Origin of the sequence: Robiginitomaculum antarcticum DSM 21748 (assembly GCF_000365025.1) — a bacterium.
Lineage (GTDB): Bacteria > Pseudomonadota > Alphaproteobacteria > Caulobacterales > Maricaulaceae > Robiginitomaculum > Robiginitomaculum antarcticum.
On record NZ_KB823012.1, the window covers coordinates 117,814 to 135,595 of the forward strand.

17 protein-coding genes and 1 tRNA gene are annotated in these 17,782 nt (G+C 49.8%); 7 read left to right on the plus strand and 11 right to left on the minus strand.

Translation table 11 applies throughout. The annotated features are described in order from the left end of the window. Positions 1-271 precede the first annotated feature (271 nt). Positions 272-409 carry a WYL domain-containing protein gene (locus H142_RS17260; protein ID WP_083898972.1) on the plus strand — a complete coding sequence of 46 codons (138 nt, stop codon included), beginning with the start codon at positions 272-274 and terminating at the stop codon, positions 407-409. A gap of 464 nt (positions 410-873) precedes the next feature. Here the strand turns inward: H142_RS17260 and H142_RS0107355 are convergent, their stop codons facing one another. The 9 genes from H142_RS0107355 to H142_RS0107395 form a co-directional block, all read right to left on the minus strand. Then, positions 874-1,179 carry a hypothetical protein gene (locus tag H142_RS0107355; protein WP_017931470.1) on the minus strand — a complete coding sequence of 102 codons (306 nt, stop codon included), beginning with the start codon at positions 1,177-1,179 and terminating at the stop codon, positions 874-876. Between the two features lie 53 nt (positions 1,180-1,232). Then, the gene (locus H142_RS0107360) at positions 1,233-1,649 is read right to left on the minus strand and encodes a hypothetical protein (RefSeq protein ID WP_017931471.1); all 417 of its coding nucleotides are present in this window, start codon (positions 1,647-1,649) and stop codon (positions 1,233-1,235) included. A gap of 847 nt (positions 1,650-2,496) precedes the next feature. Next, entirely contained in the window at positions 2,497-3,024 is a 528-nt protein-coding gene (locus H142_RS0107365; RefSeq protein ID WP_017931472.1) for a hypothetical protein, read from the minus strand. Positions 3,025-3,171: 147 nt separating this feature from the next. Then, positions 3,172-3,363 carry a hypothetical protein gene (locus tag H142_RS0107370; RefSeq protein ID WP_017931474.1) on the minus strand — a complete coding sequence of 64 codons (192 nt, stop codon included), beginning with the start codon at positions 3,361-3,363 and terminating at the stop codon, positions 3,172-3,174. 223 nt (positions 3,364-3,586) lie between these two features. Continuing rightward, positions 3,587-5,593, minus strand: coding sequence for a heavy metal translocating P-type ATPase (locus tag H142_RS0107375; RefSeq protein WP_017931475.1), 2,007 nt, complete (start codon positions 5,591-5,593; stop codon positions 3,587-3,589). 53 nt (positions 5,594-5,646) lie between these two features. Next, a complete protein-coding gene (locus H142_RS0107380; protein WP_017931476.1) occupies positions 5,647-8,760 on the minus strand; it encodes an efflux RND transporter permease subunit in 3,114 nt (1,037 codons plus the stop codon). Between the two features lie 11 nt (positions 8,761-8,771). Continuing rightward, on the minus strand, positions 8,772-9,998 hold the full coding sequence (locus tag H142_RS0107385; RefSeq protein ID WP_017931477.1) for an efflux RND transporter periplasmic adaptor subunit: 1,227 nt from the start codon (positions 9,996-9,998) through the stop codon (positions 8,772-8,774). After that, entirely contained in the window at positions 9,995-11,287 is a 1,293-nt protein-coding gene (locus H142_RS0107390; RefSeq protein ID WP_017931478.1) for a TolC family protein, read from the minus strand. The genes H142_RS0107385 and H142_RS0107390 overlap by 4 nt, the downstream gene beginning before the upstream one ends. Before the next feature lie 70 nt (positions 11,288-11,357). Next, on the minus strand, positions 11,358-11,729 hold the full coding sequence (locus H142_RS0107395) for a hypothetical protein (protein WP_156811951.1): 372 nt from the start codon (positions 11,727-11,729) through the stop codon (positions 11,358-11,360). A 215-nt stretch (positions 11,730-11,944) separates the two neighbouring features. On the opposite strand from H142_RS0107395, the gene H142_RS0107400 reads away from it, so the two are divergent. After that, the gene (locus H142_RS0107400) at positions 11,945-12,220 is read left to right on the plus strand and encodes a CHC2 zinc finger domain-containing protein (protein ID WP_017931480.1); all 276 of its coding nucleotides are present in this window, start codon (positions 11,945-11,947) and stop codon (positions 12,218-12,220) included. 427 nt (positions 12,221-12,647) lie between these two features. Here the strand turns inward: H142_RS0107400 and H142_RS0107405 are convergent. Then, positions 12,648-12,724: transfer RNA gene (locus H142_RS0107405), tRNA-Arg, on the minus strand. Positions 12,725-12,764: 40 nt separating this feature from the next. On the opposite strand from H142_RS0107405, the gene H142_RS16260 reads away from it, so the two are divergent. Then, the gene (locus H142_RS16260) at positions 12,765-13,775 is read left to right on the plus strand and encodes a TraB/GumN family protein (RefSeq protein ID WP_017931481.1); all 1,011 of its coding nucleotides are present in this window, start codon (positions 12,765-12,767) and stop codon (positions 13,773-13,775) included. On the opposite strand, the gene H142_RS0107415 is transcribed toward H142_RS16260, so the two are convergent. Then, a complete protein-coding gene (locus H142_RS0107415) occupies positions 13,772-14,821 on the minus strand; it encodes a bifunctional transcriptional activator/DNA repair enzyme AdaA (protein WP_017931482.1) in 1,050 nt (349 codons plus the stop codon). The genes H142_RS16260 and H142_RS0107415 overlap by 4 nt on opposite strands. Before the next feature lie 149 nt (positions 14,822-14,970). On the opposite strand from H142_RS0107415, the gene H142_RS0107420 reads away from it, so the two are divergent. The 4 genes from H142_RS0107420 to lptB are packed head-to-tail and all read left to right on the plus strand — an operon-like array spanning position 14,971 to position 17,556. After that, positions 14,971-15,600 carry a ribonuclease D gene (locus H142_RS0107420; RefSeq protein ID WP_017931483.1) on the plus strand — a complete coding sequence of 210 codons (630 nt, stop codon included), beginning with the start codon at positions 14,971-14,973 and terminating at the stop codon, positions 15,598-15,600. Positions 15,601-15,606: 6 nt separating this feature from the next. Next, the gene (gene lptC / locus H142_RS0107425) at positions 15,607-16,272 is read left to right on the plus strand and encodes an LPS export ABC transporter periplasmic protein LptC (RefSeq protein WP_017931484.1); all 666 of its coding nucleotides are present in this window, start codon (positions 15,607-15,609) and stop codon (positions 16,270-16,272) included. 1 nt (position 16,273) lies between these two features. Beyond that, on the plus strand, positions 16,274-16,789 hold the full coding sequence (locus tag H142_RS16265) for an LptA/OstA family protein (RefSeq protein WP_017931485.1): 516 nt from the start codon (positions 16,274-16,276) through the stop codon (positions 16,787-16,789). Positions 16,790-16,791: 2 nt separating this feature from the next. After that, the gene (gene lptB / locus H142_RS0107435; RefSeq protein ID WP_017931486.1) at positions 16,792-17,556 is read left to right on the plus strand and encodes an LPS export ABC transporter ATP-binding protein; all 765 of its coding nucleotides are present in this window, start codon (positions 16,792-16,794) and stop codon (positions 17,554-17,556) included. Positions 17,557-17,782: the final 226 nt, after the last annotated feature.

Consider the following 17,782-nt stretch of genomic DNA (forward strand, 5'->3'; position numbering starts at 1 on the left):
GACCCGGCGGAAGAGTTGGCGCATCGATCAGCTATGATACAAATGGCCATACATTTAGTGTCAAAGGTTTAGTTGGCGCACGGGTTGGTGCAGCTGGCGCGATAAGTGTGACTGGTGCTATAAGTGAGTCTGGAGACTTTGCTAAAAGTGATGTGATGTTAGGTGTTGCAGTTGACGCGGAGGCTTGTGCAGGTTTTGCAAAAGCCACAGCAGAGGCATCTGCCTCCTTAAGGGATGGTTTTTCTGGTGATGCTGGTGTGGATGACGCGGATTGCTCGCCTGGTGCTGCCTCCGAGAGGACTTTAGGAAATTCAAGGTGGAGCGGATCGAAGCCTTCCACCTGACTGATGAGAGTTTCCGCCCGAACCGCGTCAGTCTACTCCGCGACTATCTTGCTCAATTGTCGTGAAAAGTATGTCGGTTTCACATTGGCCTGATTAATCCAGAAGCGACACGCGTCATGTTCAGTATATCAGTGACGTCACTCGTCTTCATCGTCATGCAAAGCGTCCAACTGATGATGTAACGCGGCAAATCATCAAGCACCGTCGATAGATACATCCAGCCCAAGCCGATGATTTTAAAGGAGGTAAAGCCGATCTGTCACATTATAGCGCTACGTATCGGTAAACCGCACTGCCAGTTCACGTGGCGATAACTCAGGGATATCAAGAAACATGTCGATGACTTGGCCACGTATCGAGTCCGGTATTGTATTGCACACACGGCCGGGATGCGGCGCGCGGTCAATACACACGTCACTGCGGCCAGATTGTCATAGATGAATGTATTGCCCCCTGAGGGGACCAGATTGCTCTGCCTCACACAACTAAAAATATCTATATGGACAGACAGTATAAGTTATTTAAATACCTACCCACAATTTTGACAAATCATATTTATGAAAACCTGATGGGCAAAAACCAAAACTAATAAAATAGCGCTGAGCGAATAACCAATTAGTAAAAACACATCAACATTTTGCCCTTTATAGCGTGTATCAAGCGTTTGGTTTTCGTCAGAGAAGCTATCCACAGCTAGCGTCCATCCATATACAGCTAAAAATATTCCAAATAAGCTGCCTTCGTTTTTCATAGATACAACCACACCAATAATGATAAGGAATATATTGCTAACTAATTTTATATTAGGTTTTAAAATAGAGAACTTTTTGTACATGATCTTGTTTCTAATCCTCCATAACTTATTTGGAAGCCTGATATTGATTTGAATCAGTTTCTTGTAAGTGTGACTGTCGTGACAATCCCAATGCGCCTAGGTGCAAAATCTGTGAATTTATCAAAACATTTTTTATCCAAAGCGCCAACAATCCAATTTTCTTTTTCTAAATGGACTGATGTCAAAACAGTTCCATTTTCTCTTTTAGCTTGAACTGCAAGCATTTCTACAAAACTCCAAGGAATTGTCTTGTTAGTCTTGTCAATTTCCCGGTCAAATTCCAGTCCATCCGCTGTGATTATGACTTTCTGTTGCCCTATATCTTCGCTCATGGAATTTACTAAAATTGTGTCATTTTTATAAGTGCATTCCGAAGTAATATTCGTTATGTATATTGAATCCGCTTTTCCGCAAGACACATTTATAATCTGTGCCAAAATAATAATTTTGAAAGATAATTTGATTTTCATTTTATATTTTGCTTCATAGATTATTCATTGCAAAATTGATAATATCCATCTTCTTTTTTAGCTATTTTTAATAGCATCTTTAAATGCACCCCTCACTTTTTTGATATTTTGTTAGGTTTGAATGGTGTTATATATTGTGTTTTGATACAATTTGTCGTACTAGAAGGATCATTATTGTACCTAGTATTGTACCTTTCTCCATTAATGTCACAACTTACAAATAGTACAGCTAGTATAGAAATCAAAATTTTGTAGATGAATCTTTTTGTAGAAGTGTTTGATCATTCATTAAATTATTCCTTAGTACACATGCAGAAATACTATTGACCATTCTTATTGCAAGCGCACAATTAGACAGTTCAAAGCTAAATTCCTCACTCTTGTGTACAAAGGTAATAATTCAAAGCTTTTTATTATCAATTAAGCCGCAGATATAATTTAAAAAATATGATGGTAACATAATGTTTTTTTCAAATTTCAATAAAGAAATGTTGTGTAGAGACCTAAATTCTATTTTTTCTGAAAAAAAGCATAGGCTTTGTTGTAGAATGCACGATTACAGACACTTGAACTACACTTTGTCCAAGAGTATTATATAAATCAATATTTGTGTCGTTATAAATAAAACTAAAGTGACTATACTCACTAATTCTTTCTTGTTCTAAAAAAGCACCATAATTGTTCGCCAAATTGTGATTAATTAATACAGTTTGGATATTGTTCGCTCGATTTTTCATTTAGGCCTTCATTAAACTACTAGAATTTAATTCATTATATATCATCATTGCAATCTTTTGGTAAAGAAAAAGGCCCAACGACGCTTCCAAGTGTTGTGCTATCGGGAAACCTAACTTCTCTCCACCGCCAGGCTGTCCATGATCTGGTTGAACAATTGTGGGGCCAATAGGCTCAGCCAAAGAACCATTATGGTAAAATGTGACATTATAAAAAAATCTTGAACTGCATTCAATGCCAGGATTTTTTGAGCTTGTCGTTCAGAATAAATTGGGTCGGAATTGGGCGAAGCAAAACTTCTCGGATTCAATCCGGGTGCAAATAATGGCGCTTGTGCAGAAAATCCGTAGTATCGATAATGTGATATTCGAATTCCGCCGCCTAATACAGGAATTAGGCCGGTATACGGATTTAATTTCTTTCTAAATTTGATTAATCTTCCGATCCCACCCATTATCTGTTTGTCCTGACTCTTTTTCAGAATTTCCTCATTAGAGAGGCAGGATGAAGCACTACCGCCGCCAGCAGGGCCGGAATGCGTTGTTGTAAAATTAGACATTCCAGGAATATTAGTGGGGGTGGTGCTAAAAGGATTGTCCCCGCGGTACACGGCCTTCGCCGGATTATACAGCGTTCGCATTTTGGGATTCTGTGACAGGTTGCCGAATATAAAATCGGTCAGATCATTTTAAAACTTATCTGCATATTCGGCGCTGTAATCTGAATGATACTTATATATTTGCCAAAGATTGTCTTCGGCATTTTCGGTTAGAGTAACTTTCATATGTTAGGACGGTTTTAGTCTGGCTTTGAATCGCGCCGCCATTTCTCTTGGGTAGACAGGCGTGAAATCGCTAAATCGGCCAGCGTCAACATCGGCAAGGCCTTTCGCAATACCGACTTCAGTTTGCATTGCCAGTAAAGTCTCGGCGTCTTGAATAGAGATCATCACGCCAACAGGCCGGTCTTTCTTTGTCACCAGAACAGGTTCGCGCTGAACAGCATCGATCAGTTCAAAAATTTCTTATTTGCCTTCGCTGCAGATATTGTTTTCATTATCATAAACCTCTTTATTATTGCTCTATTTTACGGAGAATAGCAAATTTTACATTTTATCTCCAAAGCGGACTTTAGAAATTTGTTTAGAGGAAATACTCAATCCACATAAATTTCTTGTTCATTTACCACACTCTGGTTTGTTCTTATATGTGCTGTGTTGTTTTGTCTTTGAAGGCCAACAACCGCAGCGCATTAAAAACGACAATTAGTGTTGATCCTTCGTGAATAATAACAGCAGGTCCAATTCCAAGGCCGAACAATGTAGCGGGGATCAGGATGGCAACAACACCAAGGCTGGCCCATAGGTTTTGCCTGATAATGCGCCGCGTGGCTCGGCTTAACCCAACCGCAAATGGCAGGGTCTCAAGATCATCGCCCATGAGGGCAATATCAGCGGTTTCTAAGGCCACGTCTGACCCTGCCGCGCCCATCGCGATACCCACAGTCGCATTCGCCATAGCGGGCGCGTCATTCACGCCGTCGCCGATCATCGCGACGCCGCCGCTCTCTTTAAGCTGTTTGATTTTAGTAACTTTGTCAGCGGGCATGAGATCACCAAAGGCTATATCGAGGCCAACCTCTTTCGCTACTGCATCAGCGACGTTTTGATTATCCCCCGATATCATCATCATGCGGGTGACACCGATTTCACGCAGCCGCGCTATAACGGCTTTGGCCGCCTCGCGCGGCGTATCCATCAAGCCGATAGCGCCAAGGTAGATCTCACCCTGCCTGACAATCATGGTGGTGCGGCCTTGAGCGGCCATGTCATTGACGCGCTCTGCCAAGTCTTGCGGCAAAGGCGTGCCCTCTACCTCATCAAAGAGCGCGGCGTTGCCGATGTGAACAGCTTTGCCTTCTAAGCGGGCTGACACGCCGCGTCCTGTTATGCTGGCAAAATTAGAGGCGTCACTTGAGACTGAGCCTAAGCGGGTTTTGGCATCGCGCACCACGGCCTGCGCTAAAGGGTGATCACTTAGCGCTTCGACGGCTGCGCTAACACGGAGCAATTCAGTTTCCGTTACGTTGCCATAAGGCATGATATCGACCAATTTGGGTTCGCCCTCTGTCAACGTACCGGTTTTATCAAAAGCGATCGCATCGAGTGTGCCAAGCGCCTCTAAGGGCGCGCCGCCTTTGATCAGAACACCGCCGCGCGCAGCCCGGGCGACGCCTGATAAGATGGCGCTCGGCGTTGCAATTGCCAGCGCGCAAGGACTGGCCGCAACCAGCACCGCCATGGCCCTGTAAAAACTTTCTCGCGGCGCTTCATTCAAGATAAGAAATGAGAGCGATGTAAGGACGGCCAACACTATGACGCACGGCACAAATATTTTCTCAAATTTCTTGGTAAAGCTTTGTGTCGGCGATTGGCGGGTTTCCGCCTCACTGACCATTTTGACAACGCGGGCTAAGGTTGTTTCTCCGGCCAGTTTTGTGACCTGAATATCCAAACTGCCTGTCCCGTTGATTGATCCGGCAAACACACGGTTTTCCGCTTTAAGCGCATCTATATTGGCCGCCGCCTTTACCGCGTCCTGAACAGGTGATTTATCTACGGGCGCACTTTCGCCTGTGATAGGAGCCTGATTGACGGCGCTTTGCCCCGAGACGACAAAGCCGTCAGCGGGCAGGCGTTCATTAGAGCGGACAATGACAATGTCGCCGATAACCAAATCATCAACACTGATCGTTTCGGTGCTGCTGCCGCGGCGCACGACGGCTTCATCAGGCGTCAGATCAGCCAAAGCGGAAATGGCGTTTCGGGCGCGGTTCATGGCGTACTTTTCCAAGGCATGACCGATGGCAAAGAGAAAGAGCAAAAATGCCCCTTCGGCCCATTCTCCTAAAAAGGCCGCGCCCGTCGCCGCAACAAGCATCAGAAAGTCGATCTGAAATTTTCCCTGAAACACCTTTCCCAAAGCCTCTCGCAGAGCAAAATAACCGCCAAAAAAATAGGCTCCGATCAGACATACAAACCCAACCGATCCAGGCAAAACGCCAAGTTTCGGACCGAGCCATCCAAATAGTAGGAGGACGCCACAAAGTATCGCAAAGATGATTTCAGCCCTGCCTCCTAATACACGATTTAAAATATCATCGTGATCGTGTTCCGTGTGATTATCGTCATGTTTGTTTGCCATTTTCATATTCCTATAGTCTCAGTAAGCATCCATCGGATGTCTCTGGATCGTCAATTTAATTACGTTTGCAGCTCATGTTGGGTTCCTAGCATCGATTGATGCCCGTCCGGTTTTGGCGCGAACCAATAATGCAGCGCGGGCATAACCAGCAGGGTCAATAGTGTTGAAGAGACCAAACCTCCGATAACGACCGTCGCCAATGGCCTCTGCACTTCTGCCCCAACGCCGGTTGCTAAAAGCAAAGGCGCAAGTCCGAGCGCCGTTGTCATGGCCGTCATCAGGACGGGGCGCGCCCGCAGACCTGCCGCATTTATAGCGAGATTATTGCGGTCTTGTCCGGCGCGGGCAAAGTCGTCCATGAAACTGACAAGCACCATCCCATTGCCCAGCGCGATACCGAACAGCGCGATGAACCCGACAGTTGCCGGCACAGAAACGGGCAAGCCCGTCATCCACAAAGCCAAGGCTCCGCCTGTGAGAGCGAGAGGGATATTAAGCAGGATCAGTATAGCCGATTTAATTCGCCCGAATGTCATCAACAATATTAAAAATACGATGCCTAAAGTAATCGGAATGACCACTTTAAAGCGGGCATTGGCTTGTTGTTGCAACTCAAACTGCCCGCCCCAAACGAGGCGATAGCCGGGCGGTAAGTCCAGTTCGGACTTCGTCAGCTTTTGGGCGTCCAAAACGAATGACCCGATATCTCTCCCGCGAACATTGGACTGAACCGTTATAAACCGCTCACCGTCTTCGCGCGTGATTTGGCGCGGGCCGATCAGGGTTTCAATTTTTGCGACAGTATTGAGCGGAACGCGCGCGCCCGATGAGGATTCAAGAATAATCCGGCTTATGGCTTGTTGAGAGTTTCTGTCTCTCTCTTGAAATCGAACGACAATTGGAAATTGACGAACACCCTCGAACAGCGCGCCGGCTTCAGCGCCTCCAACCGAAGCGCCCAAAGCATCAAGCGCCTCTTCAACATCAAGTCCGTATCGCCCGAGAGCAGTCCGATCCACCGTTACAACAAGCTGAGGCGCACCTGTGATTTGATCGGCTTGGACTTCAGACGCGCCTTCGACACTTTGTAAAATTGACTGCAACTCCTGTGATTTCTCCAGGAGAACATTTGAATCGGGACCGAATATCTTCACAGCGAGTTCGGCGCGTGTGCCTGTCAATAATTCATCAACAGACATTGCAATAGGCTGACCGATACTAACAACAATCCCGGGTACATTCTCTAAGTCCTCTGAAATTTCAGTGCGTAGATGTTCGGCAGTCATTCCAGAGCGCCAGTCTTTACGCGGTTTAAGCTCGACGAATGATTCCGCACTATTTGTCGGATCGGCGTGAGCGCCAACTTCGCCCCTGCCTATACGTGTCACAATCGACTTAATTTCCGGAAACTTTCCTAAAAGCCGCCTCTCAACACGGGTGGTTGTTGCTGCGGCTTCTGTCAGAGATATCGATGGAGCCATTGTCATGCGGAGCAAAATATCTCCTTCTTCGAGAGCGGGCGTAAATTCTGACCCTAAGCGAGACCCCGCTACTCCGCCTGCAATAAGCAAGACAAGAGCCAATAGAATGGCGGCAACCCGGCGCCGCACAAAAATAGCTGCAAATTTACTCACTGAAATTGCGATATAATCAGGTTTATTCGGCTTATTTTTTGACGGTCGGCGCATTACGGCATTTGCCAATGCCGGCGCGATAAGAGCGGCGTAAAATAACGAGCCTGTCATTGCCAGCGCCGCTGATGCGGCTAAAGGTTTAAATGTTTTACCCTCAACTCCTTGCAGGGAGAAAAGCGGCAGAAATACAATAATCACGACGGCAACTGCGGCGATCAGCGGCGCAATAACCTCGGCTGAAGACCGGGCCACAACCGATCGAGTATCAACATCAGCGTTCGTACTTTTTAAACTGCGGTCAACATTTTCTGTAATGACGATAGCCCCGTCCACCATCATCCCAATCGCAATGGCGACACCCCCAAGTGACATCAGGTTGGCGCTAATGCCTAAAACATGCATGGCGATAAACGCAAATCCGACCGAGAAGGGAATGGACAAAACGACAACTAAACTTGGCCGCCACCCCCCTAAAAAGATAAAGACAATAATAGCGACAAGTAGCGCGCCTTGCCAAAGGGCCGTTGTGACTGTTGCAGAGGCTTTATTCACCAAAGTGCCTTGGTCGTAATATGGAATAGCCGTAACGCCGTCCGGCAGGCTATTATTTATCTCTTCAAATCGGGTATGGACGCGGTCAATAACATCGGAGGTGTTAGTGCCGTAGAGTTTCAGTACCAATCCTGCGACAACTTCCCCTTCGCCATTGGCCGTGGCCAAGCCTTGGCGCACGCCGCCCCCGACAATGATTTTGCCGAGGTCTCTCACGCGCACCGGACGACCATCATCAACGCTGACGACAATTTCCGCCAGATCGTCGACAGAACGCGCAAGCCCGACACCGCGCACAGTATATTGCTCGGCCCCGATCTCGATAAATTGAGCACCTTTGGTTTTATTTCCGCGTTCCAGCGCCGAAATAACTTCGGCTATGCTAAGGTCATAGGCGAGCAGCGCTTCAGGACTTAATTGAACTTGATATTGTTTTTCAAATCCCCCCAATGACAAGACCTCAGTGACGCCCGGGACTGTTTGAAGCTGGTATTTAACAATCCAGTCTTGGATCTCGCGCATTTCAACAAGGGTGCGATTTCCGGTTTGATCTTCAAGCCGGAAATATAAAATGATACCTAACCCCGTTGAGATAGGCCCCATTTGCGGATCGCCAAACCCTTGCGGAATATTGCCACGGGCTTCCGCCAGTCTTTCTCCGACGACTTGCCGCGCAAAATAAACATTTGTCCCATCTTCAAAATAAATATTGACCACAGACAGCCCAAAATTAGAGACTGACCGCATGTTTTTAAGCTTTGGAAGGCCCGACATGGCGGTCTCAATCGGATAGGTCACATAACGTTCGACCTCTTCCGGCGCTAAGCCTTCGGTTTCTGTGAAGACCTGAACCAGTGAGGGCGTGACATCAGGAAATGCATCGACGGGCAAGGCGCGAAACGCCCATAATCCACCGAGTGTCATTGCGAGCGCTGCAATGGCCGCCAAGAGGCGTCCACCGGCAATTCTGTGCATGAAATTAAACATAATGATTTTTCCTAGTGGCCGTGGTCATCGCCAAAGGCGGCTTTTTCAAGTTGAGCTTTAAGGGTGAAGGCGCCGCCGGAAACGAAAGTTTCTCCAACAGACAAGCCAGCTCGGATTTCAAAAAACCCGCCAGACTGTGTCCCTGTCAACACGGCGCGCGGGATATAACCGCCTGCAACGGGTACAAATATCGAGTTTTTATCCTCGACCAGTTGCACAGCCGATTCCGGAACCCGAACGACAGACTTCGAGGTTCCGACGCTAATCTCTGCGGTGACGAATTGGCCGGGACGCAATGTACCATCAGGGTTATTAATGATCACGCGAGCGGTCGCGGTGCGCGATGTTTCGTCAATGACCGGCAGCACAAAAGCGACGGTAGATTGCGCCAGCACCTCGCCGGAATCGCTTTTAAGAACGACAGGCGCACCGACGCGGATGCTTGAGATGTCTTGTTTATACACCGCAATATCCGCCCATACCTCGCTATCATCGACAATCGTAAGCAAAGCGCGCGCTGAAGCATCGCCTGCAGAGACCGTTTCTCCTAATGTTACATTTCGGCGAACAATCATCCCGCTTATCGGAGCCGTCAAATATGAATTGGCGTTATCACCATCATTAGCCCCGGCGACGCGCGACAACGCTTCATCACTGACGCCTGCAGCATGAAGCTCATTTTCAGCAGCGTCAGAAGCCGCTTTGAGGACTTCAAAATTTGCGCGGGCGGCCTGCACATCCGCCTCGGCTGTAATTTGATCTGAAAAGAGCTTTTCTTCACGGGCAAGTTTTTGCGCCGCGAGAGCTTCGCCTGTTTTAGCATTAAGCCATGACGCCTTTAATCCCGCTAATTCCCGGCTGGAAATAAGCGCAAGGGTTTGACCGCGTTTGACGAGATCACCTTCACCCACATATAGCCGTCCAATAATACCACTGACCTTTGGCGAAACATTGGCCACACGGTCTGCGTCAAACCTGATTTCGGCAGGCAGAGTTAGGGATTGCCCCATTGGCCCTTTGGCGGCTTGAGACAACTCAATTCCGGCCTCACGGGAGGCATCCGGGCTAAGCTTGACAATATCACTGCCGCCTTCTTCATTTTCCGCATGATTATCAGGTCCAGTGCTGGACGCGGTATGTTCATCCTGCGTTTGAGGAGAGGCTATTTTATCACTGCACCCGCTGAGCATAAAGGCAAGGGCGAGGGCAGTTGTTGTTAATATTAGAGTCTGTTTCATTTAGACGTCTCCTTAAACGGCGGGGCAGAGATCAAACTGTGAAGCCGCATTGTTTCGATATTGAAATCACGGCGCGAATGGATAACGGAAACCCTTGTTTCGATAAGGGCTTTGCGGGCAGCAAGCATGGCGGTGAGATCAAAGCGCCCTGCCTCATATCCGGTTACTGAAGCGTCATAAGCGGATTGAGCGGCAGGCAGGGCCTCTTGCTCTAAGATCAATAACCGTAACCCGATTGAGCGCCGCTCAGCCAATGTTGCCCTCTGACGTGAGCGCAAGTTTGTTTCCATCGCGCTAGCGTTAATGCGTGATGACTCGGCTCTAAATCCAGACGCCCGCGCTTTGTCTCTATTTCGATCAAAAATCGGGAACGGCACACTAACACCGACGATAAAGGCACTATCATTTGATTCAGAAAATTGCCTCACGCCCGCACTGACCGTCACATCGGGAAATCCTGCTGCGTAGGCCGCGTCCTGCTCAGCGAGGCGTAACTCTGTATTGCCCTTAGCCACCGTGAGCAATGGATGGTAGCCCAGATCCTGAGCCCTATCGCTTTGTTCAATAGCCGCGTTTACGGGCGTGAGAGGTCTTGCAAATTTCGGGTTATCGCTCCCCCATAACGCGGCAAGCTCAAAACGTTTTCGCTCGACATTGGCGCGCGCCGTCAAGGCATCGGCTTTGGCCGCTGCGGCCTCTACGCGGGCGCGAGAGAGTTCGGGAGGAGCAGCCGCGCCCGCTTCGACCCGTTTCGTCACGATCTGCACGAGCTTGGTGGACAAATCCGCTGAGTCGTCCGCAAGGTCTGCTAGCTCATAAGCGGCTTGCAACTCATAAAATAGAATTGCCGCCTCTAATTCAGTTTCGCGAAGCACGGCGTAACATTCAGCTGTCGCAAGATAAGCTCCGACGCGAACAGCCCGCTCCCTCTTAATACGCTTTCCGCCAAGCTCGAAAGTTTGCTCAATAGATAGCGTCGTTTCTGTCTGATTAAATCCGTTAAGCGGCCCCGAGCCGGCAAAATTATCCATCTCAAATCCGATAGACGGATTGAGCCGCCGGCCGGCTTGATCGGCGTCGGACTGACGGGCGCGAATTTCGAGCGCGGCGCGGCGCACATTTGGCGATGCCGCGCGTATCTGCCCCAATGTCATGTTAAGAGTAAGCGGCACGCCCGTAAGAATAGACGTAGAGAGTGAATCGGCTCCGTCGCAGGGAACCGCGATTGCCACTCCGGGAAAGGTAGCAGCAATCAGGACGCAAAGCGCGACCCGTTTAAATTTTGGCATGAATATATGTCCTCGTCCGAACCTGAAAAAAGAATAAAATAACGCGCGAAAGCGCTATAGTTCACTCAGGTTAGGCTCGTGGAGGACGGTAAAGGCCAAGTGGACCGGCGCGCGGCGCGGCTTGATCAACACCTATTTTAAAGTTGAGTGAGGCAGACAACGCAAAGGTAAGGCTGGAAAATTTATTTGAAACAATATGAATGTGGCAAGACCCGCAACTATGCGCATGGTGGTCATGCGCGGGGCTATTGTCTTGCCCGTCATCTATCTCACCGCTTACCGCTACACTATCAGATTGGGCGACAATTTCGGCGCTCTGACAGGCATCGTCGTCCACATCGGCAGGATGAATATCAGCCGCAAAGGCACCAACGCTCATTGTCATAGAGAGCATTAGCGTTAGCCAAAATTTGGCAGAAAATATGGGAGCAACAAATTTCATCTCATGCGCTATAACAAACTTTTTTCCAATAATCATTAACAGATTCACTCAGACACATGTGGCGTATTGAGCAAGAGTAGGATTGAAAAATCACTATTTTACCCGCAAATTTCCTCTACATCGTCGTGTATTGACGTGGATTCGAAAAGTTTTACGCCCGCATTATGCCGTCACGCTGAGTTTTAAAACTGTGCGCGAGTATCTGACATTTCAGGATGCTTTCGCATTACAGCATCACGCCACACGGGACAGGGGATAAAATTAAGAACATCTGTCCTTTCCACAATGATCACAAGCCGTCTTGCGGCGTGAACTTAGAGAAACAGGTTTACAATTGCTTTGCCTGCGATGCGGGCGGTAATGCGCTCGACTTTTTTGCGCATATGGAAGGACTTGATCCAAGTAATGCAAGCGAGTTACGCAAAGCGCCATTAGCGGCTGCGGAGATGTTCGGGATTGATCAGGCTTTGGAGCGGCCGGCTAATGAGTAAGTTAAGCTGGACACCATGAGCGAAGACATTATCGCCACACTCCCGCATTTCTAACGGGGAATGGCAGCGAAGCCCTGCATATTATGCGGGGCTTTTTTAAGGATTAAGCCCGTTGAAGGTTAAAACCGGCGCGGACGGCAGATGATTTCTGGGGCCGCGAGCTTTTCCCCACAGTTATCGTTTACGCGTTGTAAAACGCAGACAACCGTGGGCAGTAGCATGAGCGGGGTTAAGGCAATTAGCCAACGCGTTATCCCCACTTGTTAAGGAGTGGGGGTTCGTTGTTAGACTTGTCTCAGATTGTGACGGAGCTTCCTGAACTGGTTTAAAATATTACTCACTGTGGTGCCCCATGGTGCCCTGTAAGTGAGACAAGAAAATTGTTACTTGTGAAATAAAAGTAAGTTGCTGAAAATAAGGGGAAAATTGGCGCACCCGACAGGATTTGAACCTGTGACCTCTGCCTTCGGAGGGCAGCGCTCTATCCAGCTGAGCTACGGGTGCTTGCGCGGTGTGATAGACTGCTTCATAGGGGGGTGCAACCATGCAGAGCGTCACTGTGTCCATGAAATTCACCTTAAACTGGCTATGTTTCACCGTCCTCATACTGAGCGCAATTTTGACATCCGCCTGCCAGAATGACCCTCAGGTTCAGGCCAAAATAGAGGCGGCACGGGCGCGCAATGACGGGCCGCCCATTTTCAAAGTTACGGGCGGGGAGATGCAGGCCGAAATCTATATTTACGGCGCTGTGCACCTCTTGCCTGAACATACAGATTGGATGCGCCAGGATCTGGATGATCTGTTTGCGCGAGCGGGAACGGTGTATTTCGAAACGCCAAGCGACGCGCAGTCCCAGCGCGAGGCGGCAAGTCTTATTTCCCAATATGGCTATTACCTCACGGCCGGTAACGGGCTGTCCCGGCAGCTCTCGGGCTATGAAGAAAAGCTCTTATTTGCCGCGACGCTGAACAGTGATTTGCCGCAGGGCACATTTGATAATTACAAGCCGTGGCTTGCGGCGGATATTATTACGGCGAGCCTGCTGAAAAAGGAGGGTTATCACAGCGCATATGGCGCGGATACGGCTTTGCTGGCACGGGCCAAGACAGCAGGCAAATATGTCGCTTTTCTAGAGACGGCAGAAGAGCATTTATTACAATCCATCTCTCTTCCCGAAGATGTTCAGATGGCCGCCTTGCGCGATACATTGGTGAACCAAAATGAATTAGGCGTGCAAATGAAAACGCTCGTATGGGCATGGCTGTCGGGCGATTTGGAGCGCATAGATAGCGATGTCGTCAGCGCCTATCAGACCCGCTCGCCAAAGGCCTATGAGGCCGTTTTTGCCTCGCGCAACCGCCGCTGGGCGAAGCTTATAGATGAGCGTATGGAAGAGGGCGGAACCGTACTGGTTATTGTCGGCGTCGGGCATTTGGCCGGACCGGAAAGCCTGCCCGAGCTTCTGCGCGATAAAGGCTATGAAGTCGAGCGTTACCGCGCCTCGCAAGGTGAAAACGTGCTGTCGACAATTGACCTTTATCCGGACGATTAGTCTCTACCTTCCAGATCCAGCAAAGCGGCTTTGCGCTCCAGCCCGCCGGCATAACCGCCCAGCGTCCCGTCTTTGGCGATAACGCGGTGACAGGGCACAACAATGGCGAGCGCGTTATTGGCATTGCTGTTCGCGACGGCCCGAAAAGCTGTGGGTTTCCCCAAATCGTTAGCCAGACCTGCATAATTTTGGGTTTGGCCATGCGGAATACGGCGCAGCGCGTGCCATGTCGCTTTTTGAAAATCTGTGCCTGACATTGCGATAGGCGTGTTAAATTCTGTCAGCTCTCCGGCGAAATATTGCTTAAGCTCTTCGGCGATTTGATCATGGACAGGCGTGCGTCCCGGCGTAATCATGACGCGATTATAATTGGCTACGCGATGCATTTGCCTGTCAAGTTTTGTGCGGTCGGTAAATTCGAGAAGGTAGAGCGCCTGCGCGTCTGTTACGGCGATCATTGTGCCAAATGGCGTCTCAATCCAATCGACGAAAAATTTTGGCCCCGCAGCGCCGAGCGGACTGTGGCCCTGTCCGCCAAAGGTGTCACCAAAGGCTTTGCGAAATCCGCTTTCGCTTTCATAACCCGATGCCAATTGTGCCTCTATCATATCTCCACCTTCTGCGAGTGTTTTTAGTCCTAATGCCAGCCGCCTGGCCCGTCCGTAAGCGCTAAAACTCATTCCAAAGCGGCGTTTAAATTGCCTGCGGGCGGTTGATGGATCAATGCCCGCTTTAACTAAATCCGCCTCGCGCCACAACGTTTCCGGATTGTCTTCAACCATCGTAATGAGGCGCCGTACAAGCGGGCCGTCCTGCGCGTTAAAGCTTGCCGGATGACATTTTTTACAGGCCCGGAATCCCGCTTTTAGCGCCTGCGCCGCGTTATCATAATATTGGCAATTCTCAGGGTTAGGCACGCGCGCGGGACAGCCGGGACGACAAAAAATGCCTGTGCTCAAAACGCCGACAAAAAATAGGCCGTCATAAGCTTTATCCTTTGCGGCAATTATGCCGTATTTTTGAATATCGGTTAGCGTCTGCTTCATATATCAAACCTAACACAATCCGCTATAGGGTGGAGCGATTTTCAGGCACCCTATTCATAAAACATATGTAACGCATCTGACCGCGCTATGACCTTGAGTTTAGGACGCGTTTTGGTTAGGCCAGCGGTTAACCCAACAGGACACATCTTATGGCCATATATCTGCATAAACACGACCTACCGGACGGGATCGACTTTGGAGATGCTGTGGCGGTGGATACCGAGACGCAAGGCCTGTCTCTCGTGCGTGATAAATTGTGCCTTGTGCAGCTCTCGGCCGGAGACGGCGACGCGCATCTGGTGCAAATGGACCGCGATAAATATGACTGCCCGAATTTGAAAGCCCTGCTGGCCAATCCTGACGTGGAAAAAATATTCCATTTTGCCCGGTTTGATGTGGCCATGCTGCAGCGCGATCTGGGCGTGGAATGCATGCCGCTCTTTTGCACAAAAATTGCTTCCGGTCTGACGCGCACTTATACGGACGCGCATGGTCTAAAGGTGCTTTGCAGGGAATTACTGAGCGTGGATTTATCCAAACAGCAACAGAGCAGTGATTGGGCCACCGATACACTATCTGAGGCGCAAAAAGAATATGCGGCATCAGATGTGCTGTATCTGCACCAACTCCGGCGCATATTTATTGGCCGGCTTTTGCGTGAAGACCGTATGGATATTGCCAAGGCGTGCTTCGAGTTCTTGCCGACACGCGCGCGTCTTGACGCGCTGGGCTGGAACGACGTTGATATTTTCTCCCACAGTTTCAGGACGAAAGATTAGAACCTAATGTCTCCAGCCGCCGGACATACCTCCCTTTGGGAACCCCGCCGCGCATTGACGCTGAATGCGGCGCGGCGTCATACGCGGCGTGTGCGCGCATTGCGACTGGCCTTTATTGTCGGGGCAGGGGCTATTTTGGGCGTGCTGGCTTTTTACATGTCACGCAGCATTGGCAGGGTAGATGTAGCCCCGCGCGGCGACGGCGAAGCTGTGCGTATGACTAATCCCCGTTACACCGGGCTGGACGGCCAAGGCGTACCCTATGCGCTGACGGCGGAATATGCAACACGCTCGCTGGACGATCCTGATGTAGTCAAACTGATTAAACCCGTGCTCACCTTTGCCCGCGTCCAGGGCGCCGATCCGTCGAAAGTGACCGCGCTGGAAGGCCTTTACGATTCCAAAGGCCAGGTCATGGAGTTGCGCGCAAATGTGCAAGTGAAAACCGATGACGGCTATATTTGTGACACGTCCCATGCGCGCATTTTCACCAGCGAGCGGCGGGTAGAAGGCGATGAGGCTATTCACTGCACAGGTAATTTTGGCGAGGTCGAGGGTGACAGCTATGAAATTGTCGAAGATTATTCGCGTTATATTTTTAAGGACAATGTTCACGCAATCATATATCCCGAAGACATGCGAGCCGGCCCGACGCCACAGACGGAGAATTAAAATGAGAAAATTTCTTTTATTAGCGACCATAGGCGCTACCTTTTTGGCGGCGGTTCCAGCGCAAGCGCAATTCGCGCTGGGTAGCGGCAATGTGCCGACGAAAATTGATGCCGACAAAGCCGATTATAAAGGCCGCATCACCATCTTGACCGGACAGGTTCAAGTGCAACAAGGCGACGTGCGTATTCTTGCCGACCGTATGGATGTCTACCGCACTGATCTGGGCGGCGGCAAATTAGGCCCGATTGAACGCATCGACGCTGTCGGCAATTTCTTCTACATTACGCCGACAGAAAAGGTGAAAGGCGAAAAAGGTGTCTATGAAGAGACCAAAGGCGTCATCACGATTACCGGCGATGTTGTCCTCGAAGACAGCTCTGGTAATGTCGGCACGGGCAAAAAGCTCGTCTATAATCTCGAATCCAAAGAAGCTGTGATGCAGGGCGATTGCAAGGGCCGCCCTTGTACATCAGGTCGTGTCGGAATTCTCATTCCCGGCAATGGCGGACAGCAATAACGGTGAAAACTCAGACACTGGATAATCCGGCGACATTGCGCGCCCCCGCGACAGGTCTGGCCGCGGCCGGACTGGGGAAGTCTTATCGGGGCCGCCAAGTGGTCAAGGACGTCTCCGTTTCCGTGCAGCGCGGCGAAATCGTTGCGCTGATGGGGCCTAACGGGGCCGGTAAAACCACCTGTTTTTACATGATAATGGGCCTGATCGAGGCGGAAACCGGCAAAGTCATTCTGGACGGGGCCGATATTACCGTGCTCCCCATGTATCAGCGGGCCCGTCTGGGCGTAGGATATTTGCCGCAACAAGAGAGCATTTTCCGCGGCCTGACGGTTGAAGAAAATATCCGCGCCATTGTTGAGCTGACCGAGCCTAACCGCAAAAAATGGAGCGAAGAGGTTGATAAGCTTCTCGAAGAGCTGTCGATCACCCATATCAAAGACAGCCCGGCCCGCGCCTTGTCCGGCGGTGAGCGCCGCCGCGTTGAGATTGCCCGCGCTTTGGCGTCCAAACCCGGCTTTGTGCTGCTCGACGAGCCGTTTACAGGGATTGACCCGATTGCGATCGCCGATATCTCAGAGCTGATCCGCTACCTCAAACAGCGCGGCCTTGGTGTTTTAATTACCGATCACCGCGTGCGCGAAACCCTCGATATTGTTGACCGCGCCTCAATCATGTTTGAGGGCGAAGTCCTGTTTGAAGGCACGCCCGAACAGATCCGCGCCAATGCAGATGTGCGCCGGCTCTATTTGGGCGAAAAATACAGCTAATCGCCCCGTTAAAAAAAGGGCATTGCTGTTTACTTGCGGAAAAAAAGTCCGGCCAAAATCACAAATAACGGGTACATATCGATCTCCTTTCGTGTGATTGGAGTATAAGCCAAACCCTCATTTGCGTTTCATATTTTCGGTCTCAACATGTTAGTGCGGTAGGGTTTGCACCCGAATTGAGCGATATGGCCTTTGAGCTGCACAAAGAAAGCACGGAGAGTATGAC

Excerpts from the sequence above, each read along its gene's own strand:
- H142_RS0107355 (WP_017931470.1), bottom strand. The coding sequence starts at position 1,179 with ATGTACAAAAAGTTCTCTATTTTAAAACCTAATATAAAATTAGTTAGC.
- H142_RS0107360 (WP_017931471.1), bottom strand. The coding sequence starts at position 1,649 with ATGAAAATCAAATTATCTTTCAAAATTATTATTTTGGCACAGATTATA.
- H142_RS0107365 (WP_017931472.1), bottom strand. The coding sequence starts at position 3,024 with ATGCGAACGCTGTATAATCCGGCGAAGGCCGTGTACCGCGGGGACAAT.
- H142_RS0107375 (WP_017931475.1), bottom strand. The coding sequence starts at position 5,593 with ATGAAAATGGCAAACAAACATGACGATAATCACACGGAACACGATCAC.
- H142_RS0107380 (WP_017931476.1), bottom strand. The coding sequence starts at position 8,760 with ATGTTTAATTTCATGCACAGAATTGCCGGTGGACGCCTCTTGGCGGCC.
- H142_RS0107385 (WP_017931477.1), bottom strand. The coding sequence starts at position 9,998 with ATGAAACAGACTCTAATATTAACAACAACTGCCCTCGCCCTTGCCTTT.
- H142_RS0107390 (WP_017931478.1), bottom strand. The coding sequence starts at position 11,287 with ATGCCAAAATTTAAACGGGTCGCGCTTTGCGTCCTGATTGCTGCTACC.
- H142_RS0107395 (WP_156811951.1), bottom strand. The coding sequence starts at position 11,729 with ATGAAATTTGTTGCTCCCATATTTTCTGCCAAATTTTGGCTAACGCTA.
- H142_RS0107400 (WP_017931480.1), top strand. The coding sequence starts at position 11,945 with ATGCTTTCGCATTACAGCATCACGCCACACGGGACAGGGGATAAAATT.
- H142_RS16260 (WP_017931481.1), top strand. The coding sequence starts at position 12,765 with ATGCAGAGCGTCACTGTGTCCATGAAATTCACCTTAAACTGGCTATGT.
- H142_RS0107415 (WP_017931482.1), bottom strand. The coding sequence starts at position 14,821 with ATGAAGCAGACGCTAACCGATATTCAAAAATACGGCATAATTGCCGCA.
- H142_RS0107420 (WP_017931483.1), top strand. The coding sequence starts at position 14,971 with ATGGCCATATATCTGCATAAACACGACCTACCGGACGGGATCGACTTT.
- lptC (WP_017931484.1), top strand. The coding sequence starts at position 15,607 with ATGTCTCCAGCCGCCGGACATACCTCCCTTTGGGAACCCCGCCGCGCA.
- H142_RS16265 (WP_017931485.1), top strand. The coding sequence starts at position 16,274 with ATGAGAAAATTTCTTTTATTAGCGACCATAGGCGCTACCTTTTTGGCG.